This window comes from Isoptericola jiangsuensis (assembly GCF_048320105.1).
Taxonomy (GTDB): domain Bacteria; phylum Actinomycetota; class Actinomycetes; order Actinomycetales; family Cellulomonadaceae; genus Isoptericola; species Isoptericola jiangsuensis_A.
The window spans coordinates 1,891,424-1,913,325 of sequence record NZ_CP182942.1; the positions used below are offsets into that span (position 1 = coordinate 1,891,424).

General features: G+C 72.3%; 18 protein-coding genes. 7 read left to right on the forward strand and 11 right to left on the reverse strand.

All coding sequences use genetic code 11. The features are described from left to right. Window positions 1-220 precede the first annotated feature (220 nt). The gene (locus ACNHYB_RS08875) at window positions 221-2,284 is read left to right on the forward strand and encodes a beta-galactosidase (RefSeq protein ID WP_418274987.1); all 2,064 of its coding nucleotides are present in this window, start codon (window positions 221-223) and stop codon (window positions 2,282-2,284) included. Window positions 2,285-2,301: 17 nt separating this feature from the next. On the opposite strand, the gene ACNHYB_RS08880 is transcribed toward ACNHYB_RS08875, so the two are convergent. From ACNHYB_RS08880 to ACNHYB_RS08915, 8 genes are all read right to left on the reverse strand, one after another. Beyond that, window positions 2,302-3,306, reverse strand: coding sequence for a PmoA family protein (locus ACNHYB_RS08880; RefSeq protein WP_418274988.1), 1,005 nt, complete (start codon window positions 3,304-3,306; stop codon window positions 2,302-2,304). Window positions 3,307-3,308: 2 nt separating this feature from the next. Further along, window positions 3,309-4,448 carry a Gfo/Idh/MocA family protein gene (locus tag ACNHYB_RS08885; protein WP_418274989.1) on the reverse strand — a complete coding sequence of 380 codons (1,140 nt, stop codon included), beginning with the start codon at window positions 4,446-4,448 and terminating at the stop codon, window positions 3,309-3,311. A 14-nt stretch (window positions 4,449-4,462) separates the two neighbouring features. Then, the gene (locus ACNHYB_RS08890) at window positions 4,463-5,098 is read right to left on the reverse strand and encodes a hypothetical protein (protein ID WP_418274990.1); all 636 of its coding nucleotides are present in this window, start codon (window positions 5,096-5,098) and stop codon (window positions 4,463-4,465) included. A 1-nt stretch (window position 5,099) separates the two neighbouring features. Continuing rightward, the gene (locus tag ACNHYB_RS08895) at window positions 5,100-6,011 is read right to left on the reverse strand and encodes a carbohydrate ABC transporter permease (RefSeq protein ID WP_418274991.1); all 912 of its coding nucleotides are present in this window, start codon (window positions 6,009-6,011) and stop codon (window positions 5,100-5,102) included. Next, the gene (locus tag ACNHYB_RS08900) at window positions 6,008-7,003 is read right to left on the reverse strand and encodes a carbohydrate ABC transporter permease (protein ID WP_418274992.1); all 996 of its coding nucleotides are present in this window, start codon (window positions 7,001-7,003) and stop codon (window positions 6,008-6,010) included. The genes ACNHYB_RS08895 and ACNHYB_RS08900 overlap by 4 nt, the downstream gene beginning before the upstream one ends. 66 nt (window positions 7,004-7,069) lie before the next feature. Further along, window positions 7,070-8,365 carry an ABC transporter substrate-binding protein gene (locus tag ACNHYB_RS08905; RefSeq protein WP_418274993.1) on the reverse strand — a complete coding sequence of 432 codons (1,296 nt, stop codon included), beginning with the start codon at window positions 8,363-8,365 and terminating at the stop codon, window positions 7,070-7,072. Between the two features lie 312 nt (window positions 8,366-8,677). Continuing rightward, window positions 8,678-10,177, reverse strand: a complete 1,500-nt coding sequence (locus ACNHYB_RS08910; RefSeq protein ID WP_418274994.1) for a mannitol dehydrogenase family protein — start codon at window positions 10,175-10,177, stop codon at window positions 8,678-8,680. Beyond that, complete coding sequence (locus ACNHYB_RS08915; RefSeq protein WP_418274995.1) at window positions 10,174-11,175, reverse strand: LacI family DNA-binding transcriptional regulator; 1,002 nt, start codon at window positions 11,173-11,175, stop codon at window positions 10,174-10,176. Before ACNHYB_RS08915 ends, ACNHYB_RS08910 begins: the two co-directional genes overlap by 4 nt. A 135-nt stretch (window positions 11,176-11,310) precedes the next feature. Between ACNHYB_RS08915 and uxaC the strand changes: the two genes are divergently transcribed. Then, a complete protein-coding gene (uxaC, locus tag ACNHYB_RS08920) occupies window positions 11,311-12,729 on the forward strand; it encodes a glucuronate isomerase (protein WP_418274996.1) in 1,419 nt (472 codons plus the stop codon). Window positions 12,730-12,790: 61 nt separating this feature from the next. Then, on the forward strand, window positions 12,791-13,912 hold the full coding sequence (locus ACNHYB_RS08925; RefSeq protein WP_418274997.1) for a mannonate dehydratase: 1,122 nt from the start codon (window positions 12,791-12,793) through the stop codon (window positions 13,910-13,912). 151 nt (window positions 13,913-14,063) lie between these two features. On the opposite strand, the gene ACNHYB_RS08930 is transcribed toward ACNHYB_RS08925, so the two are convergent. Then, a complete protein-coding gene (locus tag ACNHYB_RS08930; protein WP_418274998.1) occupies window positions 14,064-14,744 on the reverse strand; it encodes a glycosyltransferase in 681 nt (226 codons plus the stop codon). Window positions 14,745-14,963: 219 nt separating this feature from the next. On the opposite strand from ACNHYB_RS08930, the gene ACNHYB_RS08935 reads away from it, so the two are divergent. Together ACNHYB_RS08935 and ACNHYB_RS08940 are read left to right on the forward strand one after the other, a co-directional pair. Continuing rightward, window positions 14,964-16,757 (forward strand): cellulase family glycosylhydrolase, encoded by a 1,794-nt coding sequence (locus ACNHYB_RS08935; RefSeq protein WP_418274999.1) that lies wholly within the window; start codon window positions 14,964-14,966, stop codon window positions 16,755-16,757. Between the two features lie 279 nt (window positions 16,758-17,036). Next, window positions 17,037-18,134: a LacI family DNA-binding transcriptional regulator gene (locus tag ACNHYB_RS08940; RefSeq protein ID WP_418275000.1), complete on the forward strand. Its 1,098-nt coding sequence runs from the start codon at window positions 17,037-17,039 to the stop codon at window positions 18,132-18,134. Window positions 18,135-18,290: 156 nt separating this feature from the next. Here the strand turns inward: ACNHYB_RS08940 and ACNHYB_RS08945 are convergent, their stop codons facing one another. Beyond that, entirely contained in the window at window positions 18,291-19,397 is a 1,107-nt protein-coding gene (locus tag ACNHYB_RS08945; protein ID WP_418275001.1) for a sugar kinase, read from the reverse strand. 3 nt (window positions 19,398-19,400) lie between these two features. Further along, window positions 19,401-20,042: a bifunctional 4-hydroxy-2-oxoglutarate aldolase/2-dehydro-3-deoxy-phosphogluconate aldolase gene (locus ACNHYB_RS08950; protein ID WP_418275002.1), complete on the reverse strand. Its 642-nt coding sequence runs from the start codon at window positions 20,040-20,042 to the stop codon at window positions 19,401-19,403. Between the two features lie 71 nt (window positions 20,043-20,113). On the opposite strand from ACNHYB_RS08950, the gene ACNHYB_RS08955 reads away from it, so the two are divergent. Both ACNHYB_RS08955 and ACNHYB_RS08960 read left to right on the forward strand, forming a co-directional pair. Next, window positions 20,114-20,869, forward strand: a complete 756-nt coding sequence (locus tag ACNHYB_RS08955) for an IclR family transcriptional regulator (RefSeq protein ID WP_418275003.1) — start codon at window positions 20,114-20,116, stop codon at window positions 20,867-20,869. A 9-nt stretch (window positions 20,870-20,878) separates the two neighbouring features. Continuing rightward, complete coding sequence (locus ACNHYB_RS08960; protein WP_418275004.1) at window positions 20,879-21,898, forward strand: NAD-dependent epimerase/dehydratase family protein; 1,020 nt, start codon at window positions 20,879-20,881, stop codon at window positions 21,896-21,898. The last annotated feature ends 4 nt before the right edge of the window (window positions 21,899-21,902 follow it).

Consider the following 21,902-nt stretch of genomic DNA (forward strand, 5'->3'; position numbering starts at 1 on the left):
CAGAGGTCTGGCGCCGGAAGCCTAGGGCAGCGCGAGCAGCCGCCGACACCCTCGGAGTGCGAGTGTTACCGGACGGTGATCAAAACGGACACCTCGGACCATCCCGACCCAGGCCCTCGCCGCGGGATGCCGCCGATGTCGCCCCGGCGGCAGCCGCCGGACCGTCGGCCGACCGGGGACGGCATTCGAATCTTGAATCGATTTATGCCAGACTTCCGCCATGCGACGACGCTCTGCCCCCACCGCTTTCGACCCTGCAGCGGTCCGGCCCTGGAACGCCCGGCTCACGGGACTCGGCTACGGCGGCGACTACAACCCGGAGCAGTGGGACGACGACGTCCGCGTCGAGGACCTGCGCCTCATGCGCGAGGCCGGGGTCAACATCCTGAGCGTCGCGATCTTCTCCTGGGCCACCCTCGAACCCCGCGAGGGAGAGCTCGACTGGTCGTGGCTCGACCGGACCATGGACCGCCTGCACGACGCCGGCATCCAGGTCGCGCTCGCCACCGCCACCGCGTCGCCCCCGCCGTGGCTGACGCGCCGCCACCCCGAGATCCTCCCCCGGCTCGCCGACGGCACCGTGCTGCACCAGGGCGGCCGACAGGCGTACAGCGTCACCCACCCCGTGCACCGCGACTACGCGCTGCGCATGACCGCCCGCATGGCCGAGCGCTACGGCGAGCACCCCGCCCTCGCGCTGTGGCACGTCGACAACGAGATCGGCTGCCACGTGCCGCGCGACTACTCCGACGCCGCCGCGGCGGCGTTCCGCACCTGGCTCACCGAGCGGTACACCACCGTCGAGCGGCTCAACGAGGCCTGGGGCACCGCCTTCTGGTCGCAGCGCTACGGCACGTTCGACGACGTCCTGCCGCCGCTCGCCGCCCCGACCTTCGCGAACCCGACCCAGCAGCTCGACTTCGACCGCTTCAGCTCGGACGCCCTGCTCGACTACTACCGCGACCTGCGCGACACGCTGCGCGAGATCACGCCCCACGTGCCCACGACGACGAACCTCATGACGACGTCGGCGTGCAAGGGCATGGACTACTTCTCGTGGGCCGACGACCTCGACGTCGTCGCCAACGACCACTACACGATCGCCGCCGACGAGGACCGCCACGTCGAGCTGGCCCTGGCCGCCGACCTCTCCCGCGGCGTCGCCGGCGGGGAGCCGTGGATGCTCATGGAGCACTCCACGTCAGCGGTCAACTGGCAGCCGCGCAACCGACCCAAGCTGCCCGGCGAGATGCTGCGCAACTCCCTGCAGCACGTCGCCCGCGGCGCCGACGCCGTGATGTTCTTCCAGTGGCGCCAGTCGAGGGCCGGTGCCGAGAAGTTCCACTCCGCGATGCTCCCGCACGCGGGCGAGGACACCGACGTGTGGCGCAGCACGGTCGAGCTCGGCGAGACCCTGCAGCGCCTCGGCGAGGTGCGCGGCTCGCGCGTCTCCTCGCGCGCCGCGCTCGTCGTGGACTACCCCGCCTGGTGGGCGAGCGAGCTCGACTCCCACCCCACCCAGGAGCTGCGGTACATGGACGAGGTGCGGTCCTGGCACGCCGCCCTGTGGGAGCAGGGCGTCACCGTCGACACCGTCACGCCGCGCGCCGACCTGGACGGCTACGACCTCGTCGTCGTCCCGACCCTCTACCTGGTGGACGACGCCGGCGCGGCGAACATCGCGGCGGCGGCCGAGCGGGGCGCCACGGTCGCGGTCACGTTCTTCTCCGGCATCGTGGACGGCTGCGACCAGGTGCGTCTCGGCGGGTACCCGGGGGCGTTCCGCGACCTGCTGGGCGTGCGCACCGAGGAGTTCTACACGCTGCAGGAGGGCGAGACGCTGAGCGTCGTCGGCAAGGCCGTCGACGGCGAGGCGCGCGCCGACCTGTGGAGCGAGAAGACGCACGTCGCCGACGGCACGGAGGTCGTCGCGGCGTACGACGACGGCCCTCTGGCCGGGTGGCCCGCCGTCACCCGCCGCGACGTCGGCGACGGCACGGCCTGGTACGTGGGCACGCGGCTCGACCGCGCCGGCCTCGGGGCGCTCGCCTCCCGGCTCGCCCAGTCCTCGGGCACGACTCCGAGGGTCGTCGCACCCGCCGGGGTCGAGGTCACCCGGCGCGTCGCCGACGACGGCACCGCCTGGCTCTTCGCGATCAACCACACCGCCCACGACGCCGTGCTCGACGACGTCACGGGCGCCGAGCTGCTCACCGGCACGACGACGCCCGGCGTCCTGGAGGTCCCGGCGGGCGCCGTGCGCGTGGTCCGCCTGGCCGCCTGACCGGTCGGACCGCCGCCTCAGCCGGCGGCGACCGGTTCGACGTGCCCCAGCTCCAGGGCGTAGCCGTCCCCGACCAGGACCTGCCGTCCGAGCTCGGCCAGCGCCGCACCCCGGGGGCCGTCCGAGGCACCGTCGGCCACGACCACGCCGTAGTCGAACGTCAGGGAGGCCCCCGGCGCGAAGGGCACCTCCTCGCTGAAGAACGGAGCCGGGCAGACGCACGCGTAGGGCTCCGAGCGCACGAACCACTGCGGCCGCCCGCCCGGGTTGCTCCCCGGGTCGACCACGACCACGGTGGACGCCTGCGGGCCGCCGTCCTGCCCCGGGACGCCGTCGTGCCGGCCCACGAACCCGAGCCAGTCGGCGCGCAGCCCGCGGGCGTCCTCGGCGTCCGCGACGACGCCCGACCCGTCCGGCGCGGGCAGCAGGACCGGGCCGCCGGTGAAGGACAGCGGGCCGCGCCAGAACAGCCCGCCGTATCCGGCGTTCTCCCGACCGTTCGTCGTGGGGCTGCCGAGGTCCAGCGGGCCGTCGGTCACGTTCGTCATCACCGACCGGAACGTCAGCACCCAGGCCGTGGGGTCGTCGTCGGGCACGACGACCTGGACCGTGCGCTCCTCGGTGACGACCACCGCGCCCGGGGCGCCGTCGTCCCCGGCGGGGGTGCGCCACGCCAGCTCCTCGACGAACCCGCAGGGTCCCAGCGCCGTGAACTGGTGGTGGTCCATCGACCCGTCGTTGCCCAGGTCGCGGTAGCCGCCCTCGGAGCGCACGTAGTTGGGTCCGCCCCAGAAGTTCCACGGCCCGACGTGCGGCAGGGACCAGGCGAGGCCCTTGTGCCAGACGTGGTCCGCGGGACGGTACTCGCTCACCACCGCCCCGCTGCGGGTGCGCAGCGGGTGCAGGTACGGCCGCGGGCTCTCGTACGCCGCGTCCGTGGGCCGGTAGACGTAGCGGAACAGGTCCACCCCACCCCTCGACCCGCTCATCGCCGCACCGTCGGTGTTGAGCGTGACTGCCATGGTCAGATCCCCTTCGCCGTGTCCTTCACCGGCGCCCACGGCGCCCCCGTCCCGCCCATGCTCTCGTAGAACGGGTCCCCGGGGGAGATCTCATCACGGATCACCGGCGCGCCGGTGAAGGCAGACCGGTAGATGGCGGCCGCCAGCTCGAGCGTTCCGCGCACGTCCGCGACGCCGACGGGGGGCGCCTCGCCGGCGAGGAGCGCGCGGTAGGTGGGGTCGAGCTGGGCCAGGTGGCCCGAGCGACCCTGGTCCACCGGGTCGACGGCGTCGGCCGCGACGGACTCCGCCCACCGGTCCGCCACGTCCTCGTGCCCCTCGGCGGGCGTGACGCGCCAGTGGCTGTCCTCGTACCCGTAGAGGTGGTCGAGCTCGACCGTGGCGTGGGTGGTGTCGATGCGCAGCGACGACGTCTGGCGCGGGGACAGCAGCGAGTTGGTGACGGAGGCCATCGCCCCGGAGGAGAACTGCACCATCGCCATCGAGACGTCCTCGGTGTCGACGTGCCGGGCGAGCCGCCCGGCCATGGCCCGCACCTCGGTCCACTCCCCCAGGATCGAGACCAGGAGGTCGAACTGGTGGATGCCGTGGCCCATCGTGGGTCCGCCGCCCTCGGTGTCGAACCGGCCGCGCCACGGCACCTCGAAGTAGGCGGGCGGGCGGAACCACATCGTGTCGCAGGTCGCCACCAGCGGTCGGCCGAGCTCGCCGTCGGCGAGCATGCGGCGCAGGCGCACGGCGCCCGGGCCGAAGCGGTGCTGCACGACCTGCGTCACGCGCGGGCCGGCGGCGGACCGCTCGAGCTCGGCGAGGGCGTCGAGCTCGGCGAGGGAGAGCACGGCCGGCTTCTCGACGACGACGTGCGCTCCGGCGGCCAGGGCGGTGCGGGCCTGGTCCAGGTGCAGCGCCGGCGGGGTGCAGATGTGCAGGACGTCGACGACACCGGCGTCGATCGCCGTCCTCAGGTCCGTGCCGTGGAGGTCGATACCGTGCCGCGCGGCGAACCCGGCGGCCCGCGCGGCGTCGATGTCGACGATCCCGGCGAGCTCGACCTCCTCCAGTCCGGCGGTGCGGGAGATCTCGTGGACGGCGTCGGCGTGCGCGTGCGCGATGGCGCCGGCACCCAGGATGGTGACCTTCATGGGGCTCTCTTCGATCAGGGGCGGGGGCGACGGCGGATCTCGACCGCCACGACCGCCAGGGCGAGCAGCCCACCCACGACGAGGGCGAGCAGGGGCAGCATCCACAGCACCACGGCGGTCATGAGGACCGCGGCGAGGAGCAGGACGGAACCACCGGCGTCGTCCACGGTGCGGTCCGCGCCGGTCGACAGCACGGTGGGCGTGCGGGCGGACGGGTCGGGGGCGCCGTCGTCGTCGGACCAGGCGCCCGCTGCCCGCAGGCCGACGACGATCGCGCCGGCGGTGAAGACGGCGACCACCAGCGCGACGACCTCGCCGCCGGGCAGGACCCCCGACGTGGCGAGCTGCCAGTCGCCGAGCAGGAGCACGGCCAGCCCGAGAGCGGCCGGCCCGAGCGGCCACAGCGTCCGGGTGGCCGCCCACCACTCGACGGCGAAGCGCCGCAGCGAGGTGGGGTGGCCGTGGATCTCGCGGCGCAGGTGCGCCACCCCGGCGGCGAGGGACGGGACGAGGGTGACGATCAGCAGGCTGCCCACGGCGATCATGACGCCGGCCAGGGCGACCTCGCCGAAGAGCTGCGCCGTCCGGAGAAGACCGCCCGAGGCGCCCCGGCGGGACCGGGGCGCCTCGTTGCGTGGTTCGCGGGCCATGTCAGCCCTTGATGCCCTGGGTGGCGACGCCGTCGATGATGTAGCGCTGGAACACCACGAAGAACAGCAGCACGGGCAGCAGGGCCAGGACGGCCATGGCCATCTGGGCGCCGTAGTCCGAGACGCTGGTCTGGTCGACGTACTGACGCAGCGCGATGGGCAGCGTGTACAGGTCGGGCCTCTTCAGGTAGAGCAGCGGGCCCAGGAAGTCGTTCCACGACCAGATGAACGTGAAGATCGAGGTCGTCACGATCGCGGGCCGCATCAACGGCAGGATGATGCGCCCGAAGGTGCGTCCGTGCCCGCACCCGTCGATCCGGGCCGCCTCGTCCAGCGAGCGCGGGATACCGCGGATGAACTGGATCATGAGGAACACGAAGAACGCCTCGGCCGCGAGGAACTTGCCGGCCAGGAGCGGGATGTAGGTGTTCACCAGGCCCAGCTCGTTGAACATGATGTACTGCGGGATGATCGTGACGTGGAACGGCAGCAGCAGCGTCGCGATCATCGTGGCGAACATGATGCCGCGCCCCGGGAAGCTGATCCGCGCGAACGCGTAGGCCGCCACCGTGGAGGACAGCACCGTGCCCACCACCGACAGGCAGGCCAGCAGCAGGCTGTTGCCGAAGAACGTCCAGAACGACACCCCGCCGATGCCCGACAGGGCCGTGACGTAGTGCTCGAAGGTCCACACCTCGGGCAGCAGCTGGGTGTTGCCGATGATGTCGGAGTTCGGCTTCAACGACGCCAGCAGCATCCACGCCGCCGGGTAGAGCACCACGATCGTGGCCGCCACCGCCACCACGTGGAAGATCACGGACTTCACGTTGCGACGCCTCTTGGCCGCCGCGCGCCGCGACACCGCCTCGAGGTCCACCGCGGGCGTCTGGGGGGTCTGGGTGAGAGTGGTCATCGTTCGTCTCCCGTGTAGTGGACCCAACCCCTGGACGTGCGGAACATCAGCAGCGTGATCAGCGCGACCACCACCACCAGCACCCAGGCCATCGCCGAGGCGTAGCCCATCGTGAAGTCCTGGAAGCCCCGCAGGTACAGGTAGAGCGTGTAGAACATCGTCGAACCGGCCGGACCACCCGAACCGCCCGAGATGATGAACGCCGAGGAGAACACCTGGAACGCCCCGATCGTCTCCAGCAGCAGGTTGAAGAACAGCACCGGGCTGAGCATCGGCAACGTGATCGCGAAGAACTTGCGTCCCGGACCCGCGCCGTCGCACTCGGCCGCCTCGTAGAGCTCGGTCGGGATCTGCTTCAACCCCGCCAGGAAGATCACCATCGGCGCACCGAAGCCCCACACCCCCAGCAGGATCAGCATCGGCAGGGAGAACGCCGGGTTGCCCACCCAGCCCCCGACCTCGATGCCGAACGCCTGCTGGATGCGGTCCACGATCCCGTCGTCGATGAACATCACCTTCCACACGATCGCGATCGACACCGAGGCACCGATCAACGACGGGGCGTAGAAGATCGACCGGTACGCACCCTGACCGCGGTGCTTCATGTTCAGCAGCATCGCCACCGCCAGCGCGGCGGCCAGCTTGATCGGCGTCCCCAGGAACACGTAGACCGCCGTCACCCGGGCCGACTGCAGGAACCGCGGATCGTTGAACAGATCCACGAAGTTCTCCCACCCCACCCACTCGGGGGAGGTGAACAGGTCGTAGTCGGTGAAGGCCAGGTACAACGACGCCAGCATCGGGAACGCCGTCAACCCCACGAACCCCAGGATCCAGGGGGACAGGAACGCGTACCCGGCCCGGACGTCCTCCGGACGATACTTCTTCTTGCGGGGCCGACCCGCCGGGGACGAGCTCACGGCGTCCCCGGGCTGCAGGTGCTGCGCCGGCGCGGCGACCGGCACCTCCTGCGCGGCTGATGATGTGGGCATAGGGGTGAACCTCCGGTGCGTGCGGCCCCGCGATGCCACGCGGGGCCGCACACGACGTGGGAAATGTCAGGACTGGCCGACGTTGTCGGCGGCGAACATGAACCACTGCTCGACGAACTCGTCGACCGTGATGTTGCCGTAGCCGAGCTCCTCGGCGAGGCGCTTGTACTCGGCCTCGATGGAGCCGAAGCCCTCGACGGGCAGCGGGGCCGCCTCGGTCACCTGGTCGGCGACGGCCTCCTCGTAGGCGACGACGGTGGCGTCCACCGAACCCTCCTCGACCTCCATCGCGTCGCGCTGGGCGGCGACGGCGGGGACACCCTTCGAGGTGCCGAAGATCTTGCCGACCTCCGGGTCGTTGACGAGGAAGCTGATCAGCTCGGCGGCCTCCTCGGGGTGCTCGGAGTTCGCGCCGGAGGACAGCAGCATCGACGGCTTCCAGAACTGCTGGGGGCCGTTGGCGCCCGACGGCATCGGGAGCATCTCGATGTTCTCGGTGCCGGAGTCCGCCACGTAGCCCGCCAGGAAGTTGTCCCAGCTGGCCTCCGCGCCGACCTCGTTCGAGGTGAAGCCGCTCAGCGGGGCGAGCTGCACGCCACGCTCGGTCGGGTAGAGCGCACCGGAGTCGCGCAGGGAGCCCGGCAGGTTGAGGAACTCGGCCATCTGCGCCTCGTCGAAGGCGAGCTGGCCGTCCTCGGTGAACGGGTCGGTGCCCTGCTGGATCAGCCACTGCAGGAAGAACCAGAAGGTGCCGGTGTAGTCGCCCATGCCGTAGATGGCGGGGTCCTCGCCGGCGCCGGCCTCGGAGGCCTCGGTGATGAAGGCGTTGAGGTCGTCCCAGGTGTAGCCCTCGGCGAGCGGCTCGACGCCGATCTTGTCCAGGACGTCCTGGTTGTAGAACATCGCGAGGGTGTTCTGCGAGGTGGGGACGCCGTACTGGGCGCCGTCGATGGTGCCGGACGACAGCAGCGCCTCGTCGAAGCCCGACGTGTCGATCTGGTCGGTGTACTCGCCGAGGTCGGCGAGCTGCCCCGTACCGCCGTACTGGCGCAGGTAGGACAGGTCCATCTGGAAGACGTCCGGCAGCGCGGAGCCGGCGGCCTCGGTGTTGCGGGCGGTCCAGTAGTCGTCCCAGGCCTGGAACTGCGTCTGGACGGTGACGCCGGGGTTCGCCTCCTCGAAGAGGTCGATCGACTCCTCGTACTTGGCAGCACGGTCGTCGTTGCCCCACCAGGCGACGGTCAGCGTGACGTCGCCGCCCTCGTCGCCGCCGGTGTCGTCCCCGCCGCTGCACGCGGTCAGGACGAGTGCGACGGCAGCGGTCGCGGCAGCCGCACCTGCGGCCTTGCGCGTGATCTTCATCGGAGCCTCCTTGCTCGGTCCTGTCGACGTGACGCACCCCCTGTGGTGCCTCGGCGCCGTCGACTTGAAACGATACAATACAGGCCTGGTGAACCTTGTCCAGCCCCATCCGGAAAGCGCTTCGTCACGATCCGGCAACGAACACCCGTTCGCGGCCCGCTTCGTCGCCCCAGGCATGTGAGCGCTCACAACGATACCGCCGCCGGACCACCGCACGCCGCCGCGTGCCCGCCTCCGCTCCGCGCCCGCACGTCACGTCCGCACGCCCGCAGCCGAGACACCGGGTGGATGAGCGTCCTGGCGGTCCGGCCCTCAGAGGAGCCCCTCCACCTCCGCGGCGACGGCGTCGAGCAACGCCGGGTCGAGGCCGACGCCGCTGGGAAGCATCCCCGCGAGCGCGGTCAGCGCGCGGGCCACGTCCTCGGGACGCGCGTCAGCGGCAGATCCCCCGCCCAGGACGGCGACCGTCTTCGCCATCTCCTCGCCGCGCGGGTCGTCGACGGCGCGACCGGCGACCGCCTCACGCCGCACGACCTCGGCCCACGCCGCCAGCGCGAACGCGGCACCCCGGGGCACCTCGCCGACCTCGAGGCGCTCGGCGATCGTGCCGCCCCACCGGTAGGGGATCTTCTGGGTGCCGTCCATCGACACCTGCCGGGTGGTGTGCCCGGTCGCCGGGTTCGCGAACCGCACCAGGAGCGACTCGCCGTAGGCGACCAGGTCAGCACCCTCGGGCGCGACGAGGGTCGCCAGGGCGTCCTCGAACAGGAGCTGGCGGGCACGCGCGGCGATCGCGGGATCCTGGACGGCCTCGGCGATGGTCTCGTGACCGGCCAGGCGCCCGGCGTAGGCGAGCAGCGAGTGCGTGCCGTTCAGCAGCCGCAGCTTGGCCCGCTCCCAGACGGCGACGTCGTCGGTGAGCGTCGCGCCCACCCGCTCCCAGGCGGGGCGCGGCCCCGCGAACCGGTCCTCGATCACCCACTGCGAGAACGGCTCGCCCACCACCAGGCCCTCGTCGCGCACGCCGAGCCGGTGCTCGACGTCGTCCCGCTGCTCGGCCGTCGTCGCGGGGACGATGCGGTCCACCATCGAGCAGGGGAACGTCACGTCCTCGGCGAGCCACGCCCGCAGCGTGTCGCCCTCCTCGCCCGGCAGCGCGGCGTCGACGAGCTCACCGACGAGGCCCTGCAGCACACGACCGTTGTCCACCATGTTGTCGCAGGTGAGCACGGTGAGGGGGCGGTGGTCGCCGGCGGCCTGGGCCGCGCGGAACCGGGCGGCGAGCCCGCGCACGAGCAGGCCCACGGCGCCGGTGCGCAGCTCGCCGTCCACGTCCGTCCCGCCCGTCACGCCCTGCTCGGCGCGCAGGGCGACGACGTCGCCGCTCACCAGCGACAGGTCCAGCGAGCCCGATCCCTTGCGGCAGTAGCCCTTCTCGGTGACGGTCAGGGTGACCAGGTGGGTCGTGGCGGCACCGACCGCGTCGAGGACCCGCTCGGTCTCCTCGGCCGGCCACGCCACGTCGACCACCGCACCCACCAGGTCGAGCGAGGTCTCGTCCGCCCCGGCGGTGAGCACGGAGTAGACGCCGTCCTGGGGACGCAGCTGGTCGCGCACGGACGCGGACCGCTGGGTCACACCGAGGATCCCCCACCGGCGGTCGCCCGTGGCCCGCGCAGCCATCTCGGTGTAGACGGCCTGGTGAGCGCGGTGGAACGCGCCGATCCCGAGGTGCACGATGCCCACGGACTCCGGCGTCACGGGCGCCTCGACGGTCTCGGGCAGGGTGGAACGGTGCAGGCGGTCGGTCACGATTCTCCTCGGAGTTCGGCGGGAGGTGCGGTGGACGAGCGGACGACGAGCTCGACGTCCAGCAGGGGGGCGTGCGGCGGGCTCCCGCCGTCCACGACGCCCCCGGAGGTGATGAGCCGGTCGACGGCCGCACGCCCCAGGGCGCGCAGGTCGACCCGCAGCGTGGTCAGGGCAGGGGTGACCAGGGACGCCACGTAGGAGTCGTCGCAGCCGACGACGGACAGGTCACCAGGGACGTCGAGACCGCGGGCCCGCAGCCGGTCGACGAGGCCGACGGCCACCAGGTCGTTGAAGGTGACGACGGCCGTCGCACCGGTCGCCACGACCAGGTCGGCCGCCGCGCGCCCGCCCTCGACCTGCGGGCGGAACGCACCGAGCGCGACGACGTCGACGTCGTCGTACAGCGCTGCCGCCTGGTCCAGGCCGGCCCGACGGCGACGGTCGCTCCAGGAGTTCTCGGGCCCGCCCACGTAGGCGAGCCGGCGGTGGCCCAGCGCGCGCAGGTGCTCCAGCGCCTGCCGCATCCCGGCGGCGTGGTCGGCGCCCACGGAGGCCACGCCGTCGACGGCGTGGTTGAGCAGCACGACGGGACGCCCGGCGGCGGCCTCCAGGGTGCGACCGACTGCGCGGGGCGAGCAGAGCACCACCCCGTCGGTCTGCGGTCCGAGGCTGTCCATGACCTCGGCCTCGAGGTCGGGGTCCTCCTCGGTGTCGACGACGAACAGGCCGTAGCCGTGCTCGCGCGCACGTTCCTGGGCACCCTTGGCCACCGAGGCGAAGTACGGGTTGGCGAGGTCCGGCACGACGAGCCCGTAGGCGCCGGCTCGGCCTGCGCGCAGGGAGGACGCGGCACGGTTGGGCCGGTAGCCGAGCCCGTCGGCGGCGGCCCGCACGCGCTGGCGGGTGGCGGGCGCGACCCGGTCCGGCGTCGACAGGGCCCGGGACACGGTGGAGATCGAGACCCCGGCGACCCGCGCCACGTCGTGCACCGTGACCATCCGTGCCTCCTTCTACTGCGAACGTTTGCCATGACCGACGGATCGTCATCGTAGCGCGCACACGTGCTCGCCAAGCGATTGGTGTCGGCGTAGGATGCAAACGTTGTCATCCATTCTCGAGGAGGAGACCCACCCGTGAGCGAGCCGTGGACCCTGCACCCTGACCGGGCGCTGCCCGCCGACCCGACGACCCGCGGCATCGCCCGGGAGGTCTACGCGGCCACCAAGGACCTGCCCATCGTGTCGATGCACGGGCACGTCCCCGTCGAGTGGTTCACGCAGGACACCTCCTTCGGCGACCCGGCCCAGCTCTTCGTCGTGCCGGACCACTACCTGACGCGCATGCTCGTCTCCCAGGGCGAGACGCTGCCGCGCCTCGGGGTCGGCTCCACCCCCGACGAGGCCGTGGAGACGGACCCTCGCGAGATCTGGCGTCGGTTCTGCGCGGGGTGGAAGCACTTCCGCGGGACCCCGACCAGGTACTGGCTGGAGCACGCGTTCGTCGAGATCTTCGGCGTCACGCACCGCCCGTCCGCCGAGACGGCCGACGCGATCTACGACCAGGTGGCCGCCCGCATCGCCGAGCCGGGCTTCCGTCCCCGTGCCCTGCTCGACACGTTCGACATCGAGGTCATCGCCACCACCGACCCCGCGTGGTCGTCGCTCGAGGACCACACGCGCCTGGCCAAGGACGGCCTCGGCGAGCGCGTGCTGCCGACGTTCCGTCCCGACCCGCTGCTGCACCTCGACCGGGCCACGTGGACCGAGGAGGTCGCCCTGCTCGGCAAGGCCGCCGGCACCGACGTGACCGGCTACGCCTCCTACCTGGACGCGCTGCGCACCCAGCGGCAGAAGTTCGTCGAGGCGGGCGCCCGCGCGACCGACCACGGCCACCTGTGGGCCGACACCACCCCGCTCGACGGCGCCGAGGCCGTGCGCATCTTCGACGCCGCCCTGGCCGGTGACGTCACCACCGAGGAGGCCCGCGTCTTCAGCGGGCACATGCTGTTCCAGATGGCCGCGATGTCGACCGAGGACGGCCTGGTCATGCAGCTCCACCCGGGCGTGCTCCGCGACCACGCGAGCGACCCGTTCGCCGCGTTCGGCCCCGACAAGGGCTACGACATCCCGATCGTCACCGAGTTCACCCGGTCGCTGCGTCCCGTGCTCGACGCGTTCGGCCACCACCCGAACTTCCGGATGCTGGCGTTCACGGTCGACGAGGACGTCTACTCGCGCGAGCTCGGCCCTCTGGCCGGCGTGTACCCGGCGCTCAAGCTCGGTGCGCCGTGGTGGTTCCTCGACGCCCCCGAGGCGATGCGCCGCTTCCGCGAGTCCGCGACCGAGACGGCGGGCTTCAGCAACATGAGCGGGTTCGTCGACGACACGCGCGCCTTCTGCTCGATCCCGGCCCGGCACGACCTGGCCCGCCGCATCGACGCCGGCTACCTCGGCCGTCTCGTCGCCGAGCACCGCCTCGACCTCGACGAGGCCGTGGACACCGCCGTCGACCTGGCCTACCGGTCCGCGCTGGCCTCGTACCCGCGTCCGTGACCGTGGACGCCGCCCGAGCGATCGGGCGGCGTCCGACCCCCGCAAGGAGAGCAGCACCGCGATGAAGATGGGCTTCCGCTGGTACGGCGAGGGCAACGACACCGTCACGCTCGACCAGGTCCGGCAGGTGCCGGGCGTCGAGACGATCGTGTGGAGCCTGCACCACAAGCAGGCCGGCGAGGTCTGGGAGCAGGCCGAGATCGACACGGAGGTCGCCCGCATCACCGGGCTGTCCGACGAGGTGCGCGCCCGGGGCGTCACCCGCACGTTCGACGCCGAGGTCGTCGAGTCGGTCAACGTGCACGAGTCGATCAAGCTGGGCCGCACGGTGCTGGGTCGCAGCCGTGACGAGGCGATCGACAACTACCGCACCACGATCCGCCGGCTCGGCCGGGCCGGGGTGAAGGTGGTCTGCTACAACTTCATGCCGGTGTTCGACTGGCTGCGCACCGACCTGTGGCACCCGCTGCCCGACGGCTCCACGGCGCTGTACTTCGAGAAGGCCGTCGTGGACCGCATGACGCCGGAGAGCCTCATCGCGGACATGGAGGCCGGTTCGCACGGCCTCACGCTGCCCGGCTGGGAGCCCGAGCGCCTGGCCGGCTTCACCGAGCTGAACGCCGCCTACGAGGGCGTCACGCACGAGGACGTGCACGCCAGCTACCGGTACTTCCTCGACGCCGTGATCCCCGTCTGCGAAGAGGCGGACGTCAAGCTCGGCGTCCACCCCGACGACCCGCCGTTCGACGTCTTCGGCTGGCCCCGGGTGGTGTCCTCCCACGAGGACCTGGCCCGCGTGCTGGACCTGAACCCGAGCCCGTACCACGGTCTGACCCTGTGCCTGGGGAGCTTCTCGGCGAACCCGCGGGCCGACGCCGTCGCCGCGGTGCGCACCTACATGGACCGCGTCCACTTCTCGCACGTGCGCAACATCAAGCACTTCCCGAACGGTGACTTCACCGAGGTCGGTCACCGGGCGTGCGAGGGCGACGTCGACACCGTCGGCATCATGAAGGCGTACGCCGAGGCCGGGTACTCCGGCTACGTCCGCCCGGACCACGGCCGGCACCTGTGGGACGAGAACACGACCAACAAGCCTCGTCCGGGCTACGGTCTGTACGACCGGGCGCTGGGCGTCCAGTACCTGCTCGGCGTCTGGGACGCCGTGCACCACGGCCGCTGACCACCTCTCGGAGGCCGGACCGCACGGCCGCCGAACCGGCTCGCACCGAGGCGATGGTCGCCCGCTGGGAGGACGTCGCCGGTGAGGTGCCCGGAGAGGTCGCCGAGCGCGTCCGGGAGCGCCTGGTCGAACGGCTGCGCGGCGCCGTCGGTCAGCCCGTGACGAACCGGAGCCGCACCTCGGCCAGCAGCGGCTTCTCGACCTTCAGCAGCAGCGCCGTCCACAGACCACCGAGCAGCGCGAGGACGGCGGGCGCGGTCAGGAAGGCCACGGCTCCCGCGGCGGTGATCAGCACCACGACGACGAGGGTGACGCGTGGCAGCCGCGCCAGGAAGTACATGCCGAGCTTGGCGACGTCGCGAGCACGGAACGCGAAGAACGACGCGATCACGGTCGACTGCAGCAGCGAGAGCAGGATCATCACGACCGCGCCGATGCCGACGCCGATCGCCCACGGCGGCGCCTCGGTCGCCTCGGCGACGGCGAACAGCAGCACGGCGATCAGGCCGAGCGCGGGCACCCAGAGCTTGAGCACGTCCACGACGTTGAGCCGGTACCCCTTGACGAAGGCCGCTGCCGGCCCCAGCCCGTCGTCGCGTGCCGAGTCGCCGAGCGCGTAGAGCGCCGCGGACAGCGCCGGTCCCACGAAGACGGTGCTCAGCACCGCGAGGGCGACGGGTGCGGCCCCGCCCGACCCGGCGAGCAGGGCCAGCAGGATCACCGTCGGCGAGACGGCGAGGGCGAGCAGGATGCTGACGACGACCATCTTGACGACGGTGCCGGTGGACCGCCCTGGTTCGGGCGCGGGAGCGGGCGGGTCTGAGGGGTGCACGGGTCCACCGTACCGAGGCGGCCATCCGGCGATGACACGCGTTCGGCAAGCACACCCGCTCGGCAAGCACACCGGTGCGGCAGGTGCACCCGTCCGGCACAGGTACCGGCTCCGGCACAGGAGCCGCTCCAGCGGGCGACCGGTCCGGCGCGCCACCGCTCGGGCGACCGCGTCCGCCAGCCGCGCGGGCTCTTGACAGCGAACTCCCAGGTCACGACCATGGACGTGTCGAAGCGCTTCGACATCCAGGTCGAGGCGATCCCGTGCGCGACGAAGGGCACACACATGACGACGCACCGCTGGAGGGCTGTCGCCGCCGCGACCGCCGCACTCCTGGCCACCACCGCACTGACCGCACCGGCCGCCGTCGCCGGCGGCGGCCACCACCATCCGGACCGTCCGGCGAAGCACAGGTCCGCCGAGCGCGTCGTCGCACAGATGCAGCCCGGCTGGAACCTCGGCAACTCGTTCGACGCCGTCGGCGCCGACGAGACCGCCTGGGGCAACCCCGTGGTGACCCGCGAGCAGATCGCCGCCGTCGCCGACGAGGGTTTCCGCTCGATCCGCATCCCCGTCACCTGGGGCCAGCACGAGGGTCCGGCCCCGGAGTACACGATCGACCCGGCGTTCCTCGACCGCGTTCAGGAGGTCGTCGACTGGGCGCTCGAGGAGGACCTGTACGTCCTGCTCAACGTGCACCACGACTCGTGGATGTGGACGAACGCGCTGCCGAGCGACCCCGAAGGCGTCACCGCACAGTTCGACGCGACCTGGGAGCAGATCGCCGCACGGTTCGCCGACCACCCCGCCGAGCTGACGTTCGAGTCCCTCAACGAGCCCCAGTTCGCGGGCGTCGACGACGCCGCGGGCGACACCCTGCTGCACGACCTCAACGTGTCCTTCCACGAGATCGTGCGCGCCGCGGGCGGCAACAACGACGACCGCCTGCTCGTGCTGCCCACCCTGCACACCAACGCCGGTCAGGAGCGTCTCGACGCGCTCGACGCGACGATCACCCAGCTCGACGACCCGGACGTCGCCGCCACGATCCACTACTACGGGTACTGGCCGTTCAGCGTGAACGTCGCAGGCGGCTACCGGTACGACGACGTCGCCCGCGAGGACATGACGGGCACGTTCGACCGGGTCCAGGACACGTTCGTCGACGCCGGCGTGCCGGTGATCCTCGGGGAGTACGGCCTGCTGGGCTTCGACCGGCACACCGGCACCATCGAGCAGGGCGAGAAGCTGAAGTTCTTCGAGATGTTCGGTGCCGAGGCCCGCGAGGCCGGTGTGACCACGATGCTGTGGGACAACGGCCAGCACCTGGACCGCACCACCTTCCGGTGGCAGGACAAGGAGCTGTTCACGCAGATCAGGTCGTCCTGGCGGACCCGGTCGGGCACGGCGTCCACGGACCAGGTGTTCGTGCGACCGGGCGCCGTCGAGGCGCAGACGATCACCCTGCAACCGCACGGCACGAAGTTCCTCGGGCTCTGGCAGGGGCGCCGTCCGCTGATGCCCGTGCTCGACTACCGCGTCGAGGGCGACGAGGTCACCCTGACGAAGCGCCTGCTGAAGCGGCTCACCGACGACGATCACGGCACGGCTGCCGAGCTCACCGCACTGTTCTCGCGCGGTGTGCCGTGGGACGTGGAGATCGTCGTCGCGGACACCCCCGGGCTGACCGACGCCACCGGCACCACGGACGACTTCGGGATCCCCACCGCGTTCAACGGCGATCGCCTGGCCACGATGGAGGCCGTCTACGCGGACGGCACCGGCGCGGGTCCGCACTCGTGGACCACGTACAAGGAGTTCGACGCGGCGTTCGTGCCGGACGAGGAGGCCGGCGAGATCGTGCTGCGCCCGGCGTTCTTCGCCGAGGTGCGCGACGGCGAGGCCGTCCACCTGACGTTCCACTTCTGGAGCGGCGACACCGTGGAGTACACCGTGACGAAGGAGGGCGGGACCGTCACCGGGACCGTCACCGAGACGGTCAGCGCGGACTGACACGACCTCCCGCCGCGAGCGTCTCGGCGTTTCCCCTCACGGGCCCCGCGAAAGGGACGCGTAGAGACGCTCGCGGACGGGACCGGACCGGGTCAGTCCTGGCGGAGCACGACGACAGCGTGCAGCCTCGGTGCCGCACGCCGAAACTTTCGATCGTGAAGACGTTGCCTGGTCGGGTGAAGAAGCACTTCGCCGGATCCGAAAGTCGGCGAACTGCACTACCGTCGGGATCGAAACTTGCGACACCGACGACGTCGTTCGTCCCGAGAGCGGACCAGGATGGCCACCCCCACCACCGGCAGCACCCCCGGCAGCGCCCGGAGCAGCACCCCCGGCAGCGCCCGGAGCAGCACCTCCGGCACCACGAGCGCGCCGACCATCGCGCAGATCGCCCGCGAGGTCGGCGTGTCGGTCCCGACCGTGTCCAAGGTGCTCAACGGCAGGAGCGACGTCGCCCCGGCCACGCGATCGCGTGTCGAGGAGGCGCTCGAGCGGCACCAGTACCGCCGCCGCCGGCCCGGCACGAAGCACGCCGGCGCCGGCGCCGTCGACCTCGTGTTCCACCAGCTCGGGTCACCGTGGGCCATGGAGATCATCCAGGGGGTCGAGGCGACCCTCTGCGAGGCCCGCACCAGCCTCGTGCTGTCGGAGCTCGGCGGCGAGCACCGTCCCACCCGCGCCTGGCTCGACGCGACGCTCGCCCGCCCGCCGCTCGGCGTGCTGCTCGTCGCCTCCCGGCTCACCGACACCCAGCAGCACCAGCTCGCCAGCCGGTCGATCCCGTTCGTCGTCATCGACACCGACGGCGAGCCCCCGCCCGACGTGCCCACCGTCGGCTCGGACAACTGGACCGGCGGGCTGGCCGCGACCCGGCACCTCGTCGAGCTCGGGCACCGGCGGATCGCGGCGATCTCCGGTCCGGCGGACATGCTGTGCAGCCGGGCCCGCATCGACGGGTACCGCAGCGCGCTGGAGGCGGGCGGCATCGCCTTCGACCCGGCCCTCGTGGACGCGGGAAACTTCTACGTGGAGCCCGGCTACCTCGCCGCGCGGCGCCAGCTCACGCTGCCCGATCCCCCGACCGCCATCTTCGCCGGGTCGGACATGCAGGCGTTCGGCGTGCTCAAGGCCGTCCAGGAGCTGGGGCTGCGGGTGCCCGACGACGTCTCGATCGTCGGGTACGACGACCTCCCGCTCGCGCAGTGGACCGCGCCCGCCCTGACGACCGTGCGTCAGCCGCTGCGGGAGATGGCCTCGGCGGCCACCCGGATGCTGCTCGCGCTCGCCGCGGGGACGCCGCCCGCGATGACCAGGGTGAACCTCGGCACGGACCTCATCGTCCGGGAGTCCACCGCACCGCCCCGCACCGCGAGGTAGGGCCCCGCCCCGGCGGCGCGGGCACCGCGAGGCAGCACCACGAGGCAGCACCACGAACACGAGGTGGCACGGGCTCTCCCGGCCCGTGCCACCTCGCGGTGCGTGCCACCTCGCGGTGCGTGCCACCTCGCGGCGTACGTGCTGCCTCGTGGTGGGTCAGCGCTGGACGCGCGCGCTGCCGCCGCCGGCGAGCTTGGCGACCTCGGCGAGGTTCGCCGTCGTCGTGTCGCCCGGCGTCGTCATGGCGAGCGCCCCGTGCGCGGCGCCGTACTCGACGGCCTCCTGCAGCGATCCGAGCTCGAGCAGGCCGTAGGCCAGACCGGAGGCGAACGAGTCACCGCCGCCGACCCGGTCGAAGATCTCCAGGTCGGGACGGTGCGTGGCCTCGACGAAGCCCTCGGCACGCGACCAGGCGATGGCGCCCCAGTCGTTGACGGTCGCCGTCTTGACCCCGCGCAGGGTGGTGGCGATGACCTGGAAGTTCGGGTAGGCCTCGGCCGCGGTCTTGATCATCGCCCGGAAGGCACCCGTGTCGAGGTCGGTGAGCGACTCGTCGACGCCCTCGACCTCGAACCCGAGGGAGGCGGTGAAGTCCTCCTCGTTGCCGATCATGACGTCGACGTGGTGGGCGAGGCGGCGGTTGACCTCGCGCGCACGCTCGATCCCGCCGATGCCCTTCCACAGGGAGGGGCGGAAGTTCAGGTCGTAGGAGACGATCGTGCCGTGGCGGCGCGCGGCCGACATGGCGGCCTCGGCGACGTCGGCGGCCGACTCGGACAGCGCGGCGAAGATGCCGCCGGTGTGCAGCCAGCGCACGCCGGAGGAGAACAGGGCGTCCCAGTCGACGTCCTCGGGCTTCATCTGCGACACGGCGGTGTTGCCGCGGTCGGAGACGCCCACGGCGCCGCGGACGCCGAACCCGCGCTCGGTGAAGTTCAGGCCGTTGCGCACCGACCGGCCGATGCCGTCGTACTCGCGCCACTGCACCCAGGAGGTGTCCAGACCGCCGGTGAGGATGAAGTCCTCGACCAGACGCCCGACCTCGTTGTCCGCGAGCGCCGTGACGACGGCGCCGCGCAGGCCGAAGGCGCGGCGCAGGCCACGGGCGACGTTGTACTCGCCGCCGCCCTCCCAGACGTCGAAGCTGCGGGCGGTGCGCACGCGGCGGTCGCCCGGGTCGAGGCGCAGCATGACCTCGCCGAGGGCGACGACGTCGTAGCGGCAGTCGGCTGCGGCGCGGGTGGTGATGGAGGTGTTGGCCACGGTTCAGGACTCCTGGTTCTTGACGAGGGCGACGGCCTCGGCGGACCGGCGGGTGATCTCTGCCCAGTCGCCGGCGTCGACGAGGGCCTTGTCGACCATCCACGAGCCGCCGACGGCGAGGACGGGCTTGAGCGCGAGGTAGTCGGGCAGGTTGGCGGAGCTGACCCCGCCGGTGGGGACGAACCGCAGGCCGGGGAAGGGTGCGGAGAAGGCCTTGATGGCGCCGGGCCCGCCGACGACGGAGGCGGGGAAGAGCTTGACGACGTCGACGCCGAGGTCGAGGGCGCGCATGATCTCGGTGGGGCTGGCGATGCCGGGCAGGATCGGGATGCCGTGCTCCTGGGCGCGGCGCACGACGGCCTCGGACAGGCCGGGCGAGACGATGTAGCGCGCTCCGGCGGCGACGACGTCGTCCACCTGGTCGGCGGTGGTGACGGTGCCGGCGCCGACGACGACGTCGGGGCGGGTCGCGGCGACGGCGCGGATGGCGTCGAGGCCGCCCGCGGTGCGCAGGGTGATCTCGGCGACCGGGAGCCCGCCGGCGATGAGGGCGTCGGCGAGGCGTTCGCCCTGCTCGGCGCCGTCGACGACGACGACGGGGACGATCCGGTGCTGGCCGAGAGCGTCGAGAACAGCGGCTGACATGTGTAGACTCCGTTTCGCTATGGTGAACGACTGTTGTTCACCGCGAAACGCAGACTACAGGACGGACCCCCGTGGACCCCAGCCCGCTCGGCAGCGTCGACAAGGCGCTGCTCACCCTCGACGCCCTCGGACGCACCGGTGCCGACGGCGCCACGCTCGCCGAGCTCGCCGCGGAGGTCGGGGCCAACAAGTCGACGCTGCACCGCACACTGTCGGCCCTGCGGCACCGCGGGTACGCCGAGCAGACCGACGACGGCGCCTACCGGCTCGGGCCCGCGATCCTCGCGCTCGGCACCACGTTCCTCGCCGAGGAGAACCTGCCCGCCCTCCTGCGTCCCGCGCTCGACGCGCTCAGTGCCGAGATCGACGAGCTCGTCCACCTGGGAGTCCTCGCCGGGCGCGAGGTCGTCTACCTCGAGAAGGTCGAACCGCAGCGGGCGGTGCGCGTGTGGTCCGCCGTCGGACGGCGTCGCCCCGCCGCGACCACCGCGCTGGGCCGGGCGCTGCTGGCGGCCGGGCCCCTGCACGACGCCGACGACGACGCCACGCTGGAGCCCTACCTGGTCCCCGCCACCACCACGGCGCGGCTGCGCGAGGCGCTGGCGGAGGCGCGCGGCACCGGCGTCGCCACCGAGACCGAGGAGAACGAGCGCGGCATCGCGTGCGTCGCCGTCGCCGTGCTGCGGGCGGGCCGGCCCGTGGCAGCCGTGTCCATCACCGCCCCGGTGGAACGGATGACGGGTCGCCCGCGCGCCGACCGGCTGGGGGCCCTGCGACGTACCCTGCCCGACCACCTTCCCCCCGGACTGACCGTCGCGTCGGCGTAGCCTCGACCCATGGCCCACCACCGGCTCGACCTGCTGTTCATCGGCGGATCCGGCGTCATCAGCGCCGCCTCCGTGACCCGCGCCGTCGCGCTCGGCCACCACGTCACCGTGCTCAACCGAGGACGCTCCACCGTGCGGGAGCTGCCCGCCGAGGTCGAGCAGCTGGTGGCCGACGTCGACGACCACGACGCCGTCGACGACGCCCTGGCCGGACGCGACTTCGACGTCGTCGCACAGTTCCGCGCCTTCTCCCCCGACCACGTGGCACGCGACGTCGCCCGGTTCACCGGACGCACCGGGCAGTACGTGTTCGTCTCCAGCGCGTCGGCGTACCAGACCCCGCCGTCGCGCCTGCCCGTCACCGAGTCCACCCCGCTGCGCAACCCGTACTGGCAGTACTCGCGCGACAAGATCGCCGGCGAGGACCTCCTGGTGCACGCCCACCGTGAGGACGCCTTCCCCGCCACGATCGTGCGCCCCAGCCACACCTACGACCGCACCCTGCTGCCCACGACCGGCGGGTGGACCGACGTCGCCCGGCTGCGTGCCGGCAAGCCGGTCGTCGTGCACGGCGACGGCACCAGCCTGTGGACCCTGACCCACACCGACGACTTCGCCGTCGGGTTCGTCGGCCTGCTCGGTCACCCGCACGCCGTCGGCGACACCTTCCAGATCATGGGCGACCACGCCCCCACCTGGGACCAGGTCTACACCTGGCTCGGCGAGGCCGCCGGCGTGCCCGACCCCGAGATCGTGCACGTGCCGTCCGACACGATCGCCCGCGTCCTGCCCGACGTCGGCGACGGCCTGCTCGGGGACAAGGCGCACTCCATGGTGTTCGACTGCGCCAAGGTCCGGGCGCTCGTGCCCGAGTTCGCGCCGACCATCACCTACCACGACGCCGCCTGGGAGCAGATGGCCTGGTACGACGCGCACCCGGAGGCCCAGCAGGTCGACGCGGTGCTCGACGAGGGCTTCGACCGCCTGGTGGCCCACGCCCGGAGCCTCGGAGCCGCACCCCTAGGCTGAGGCC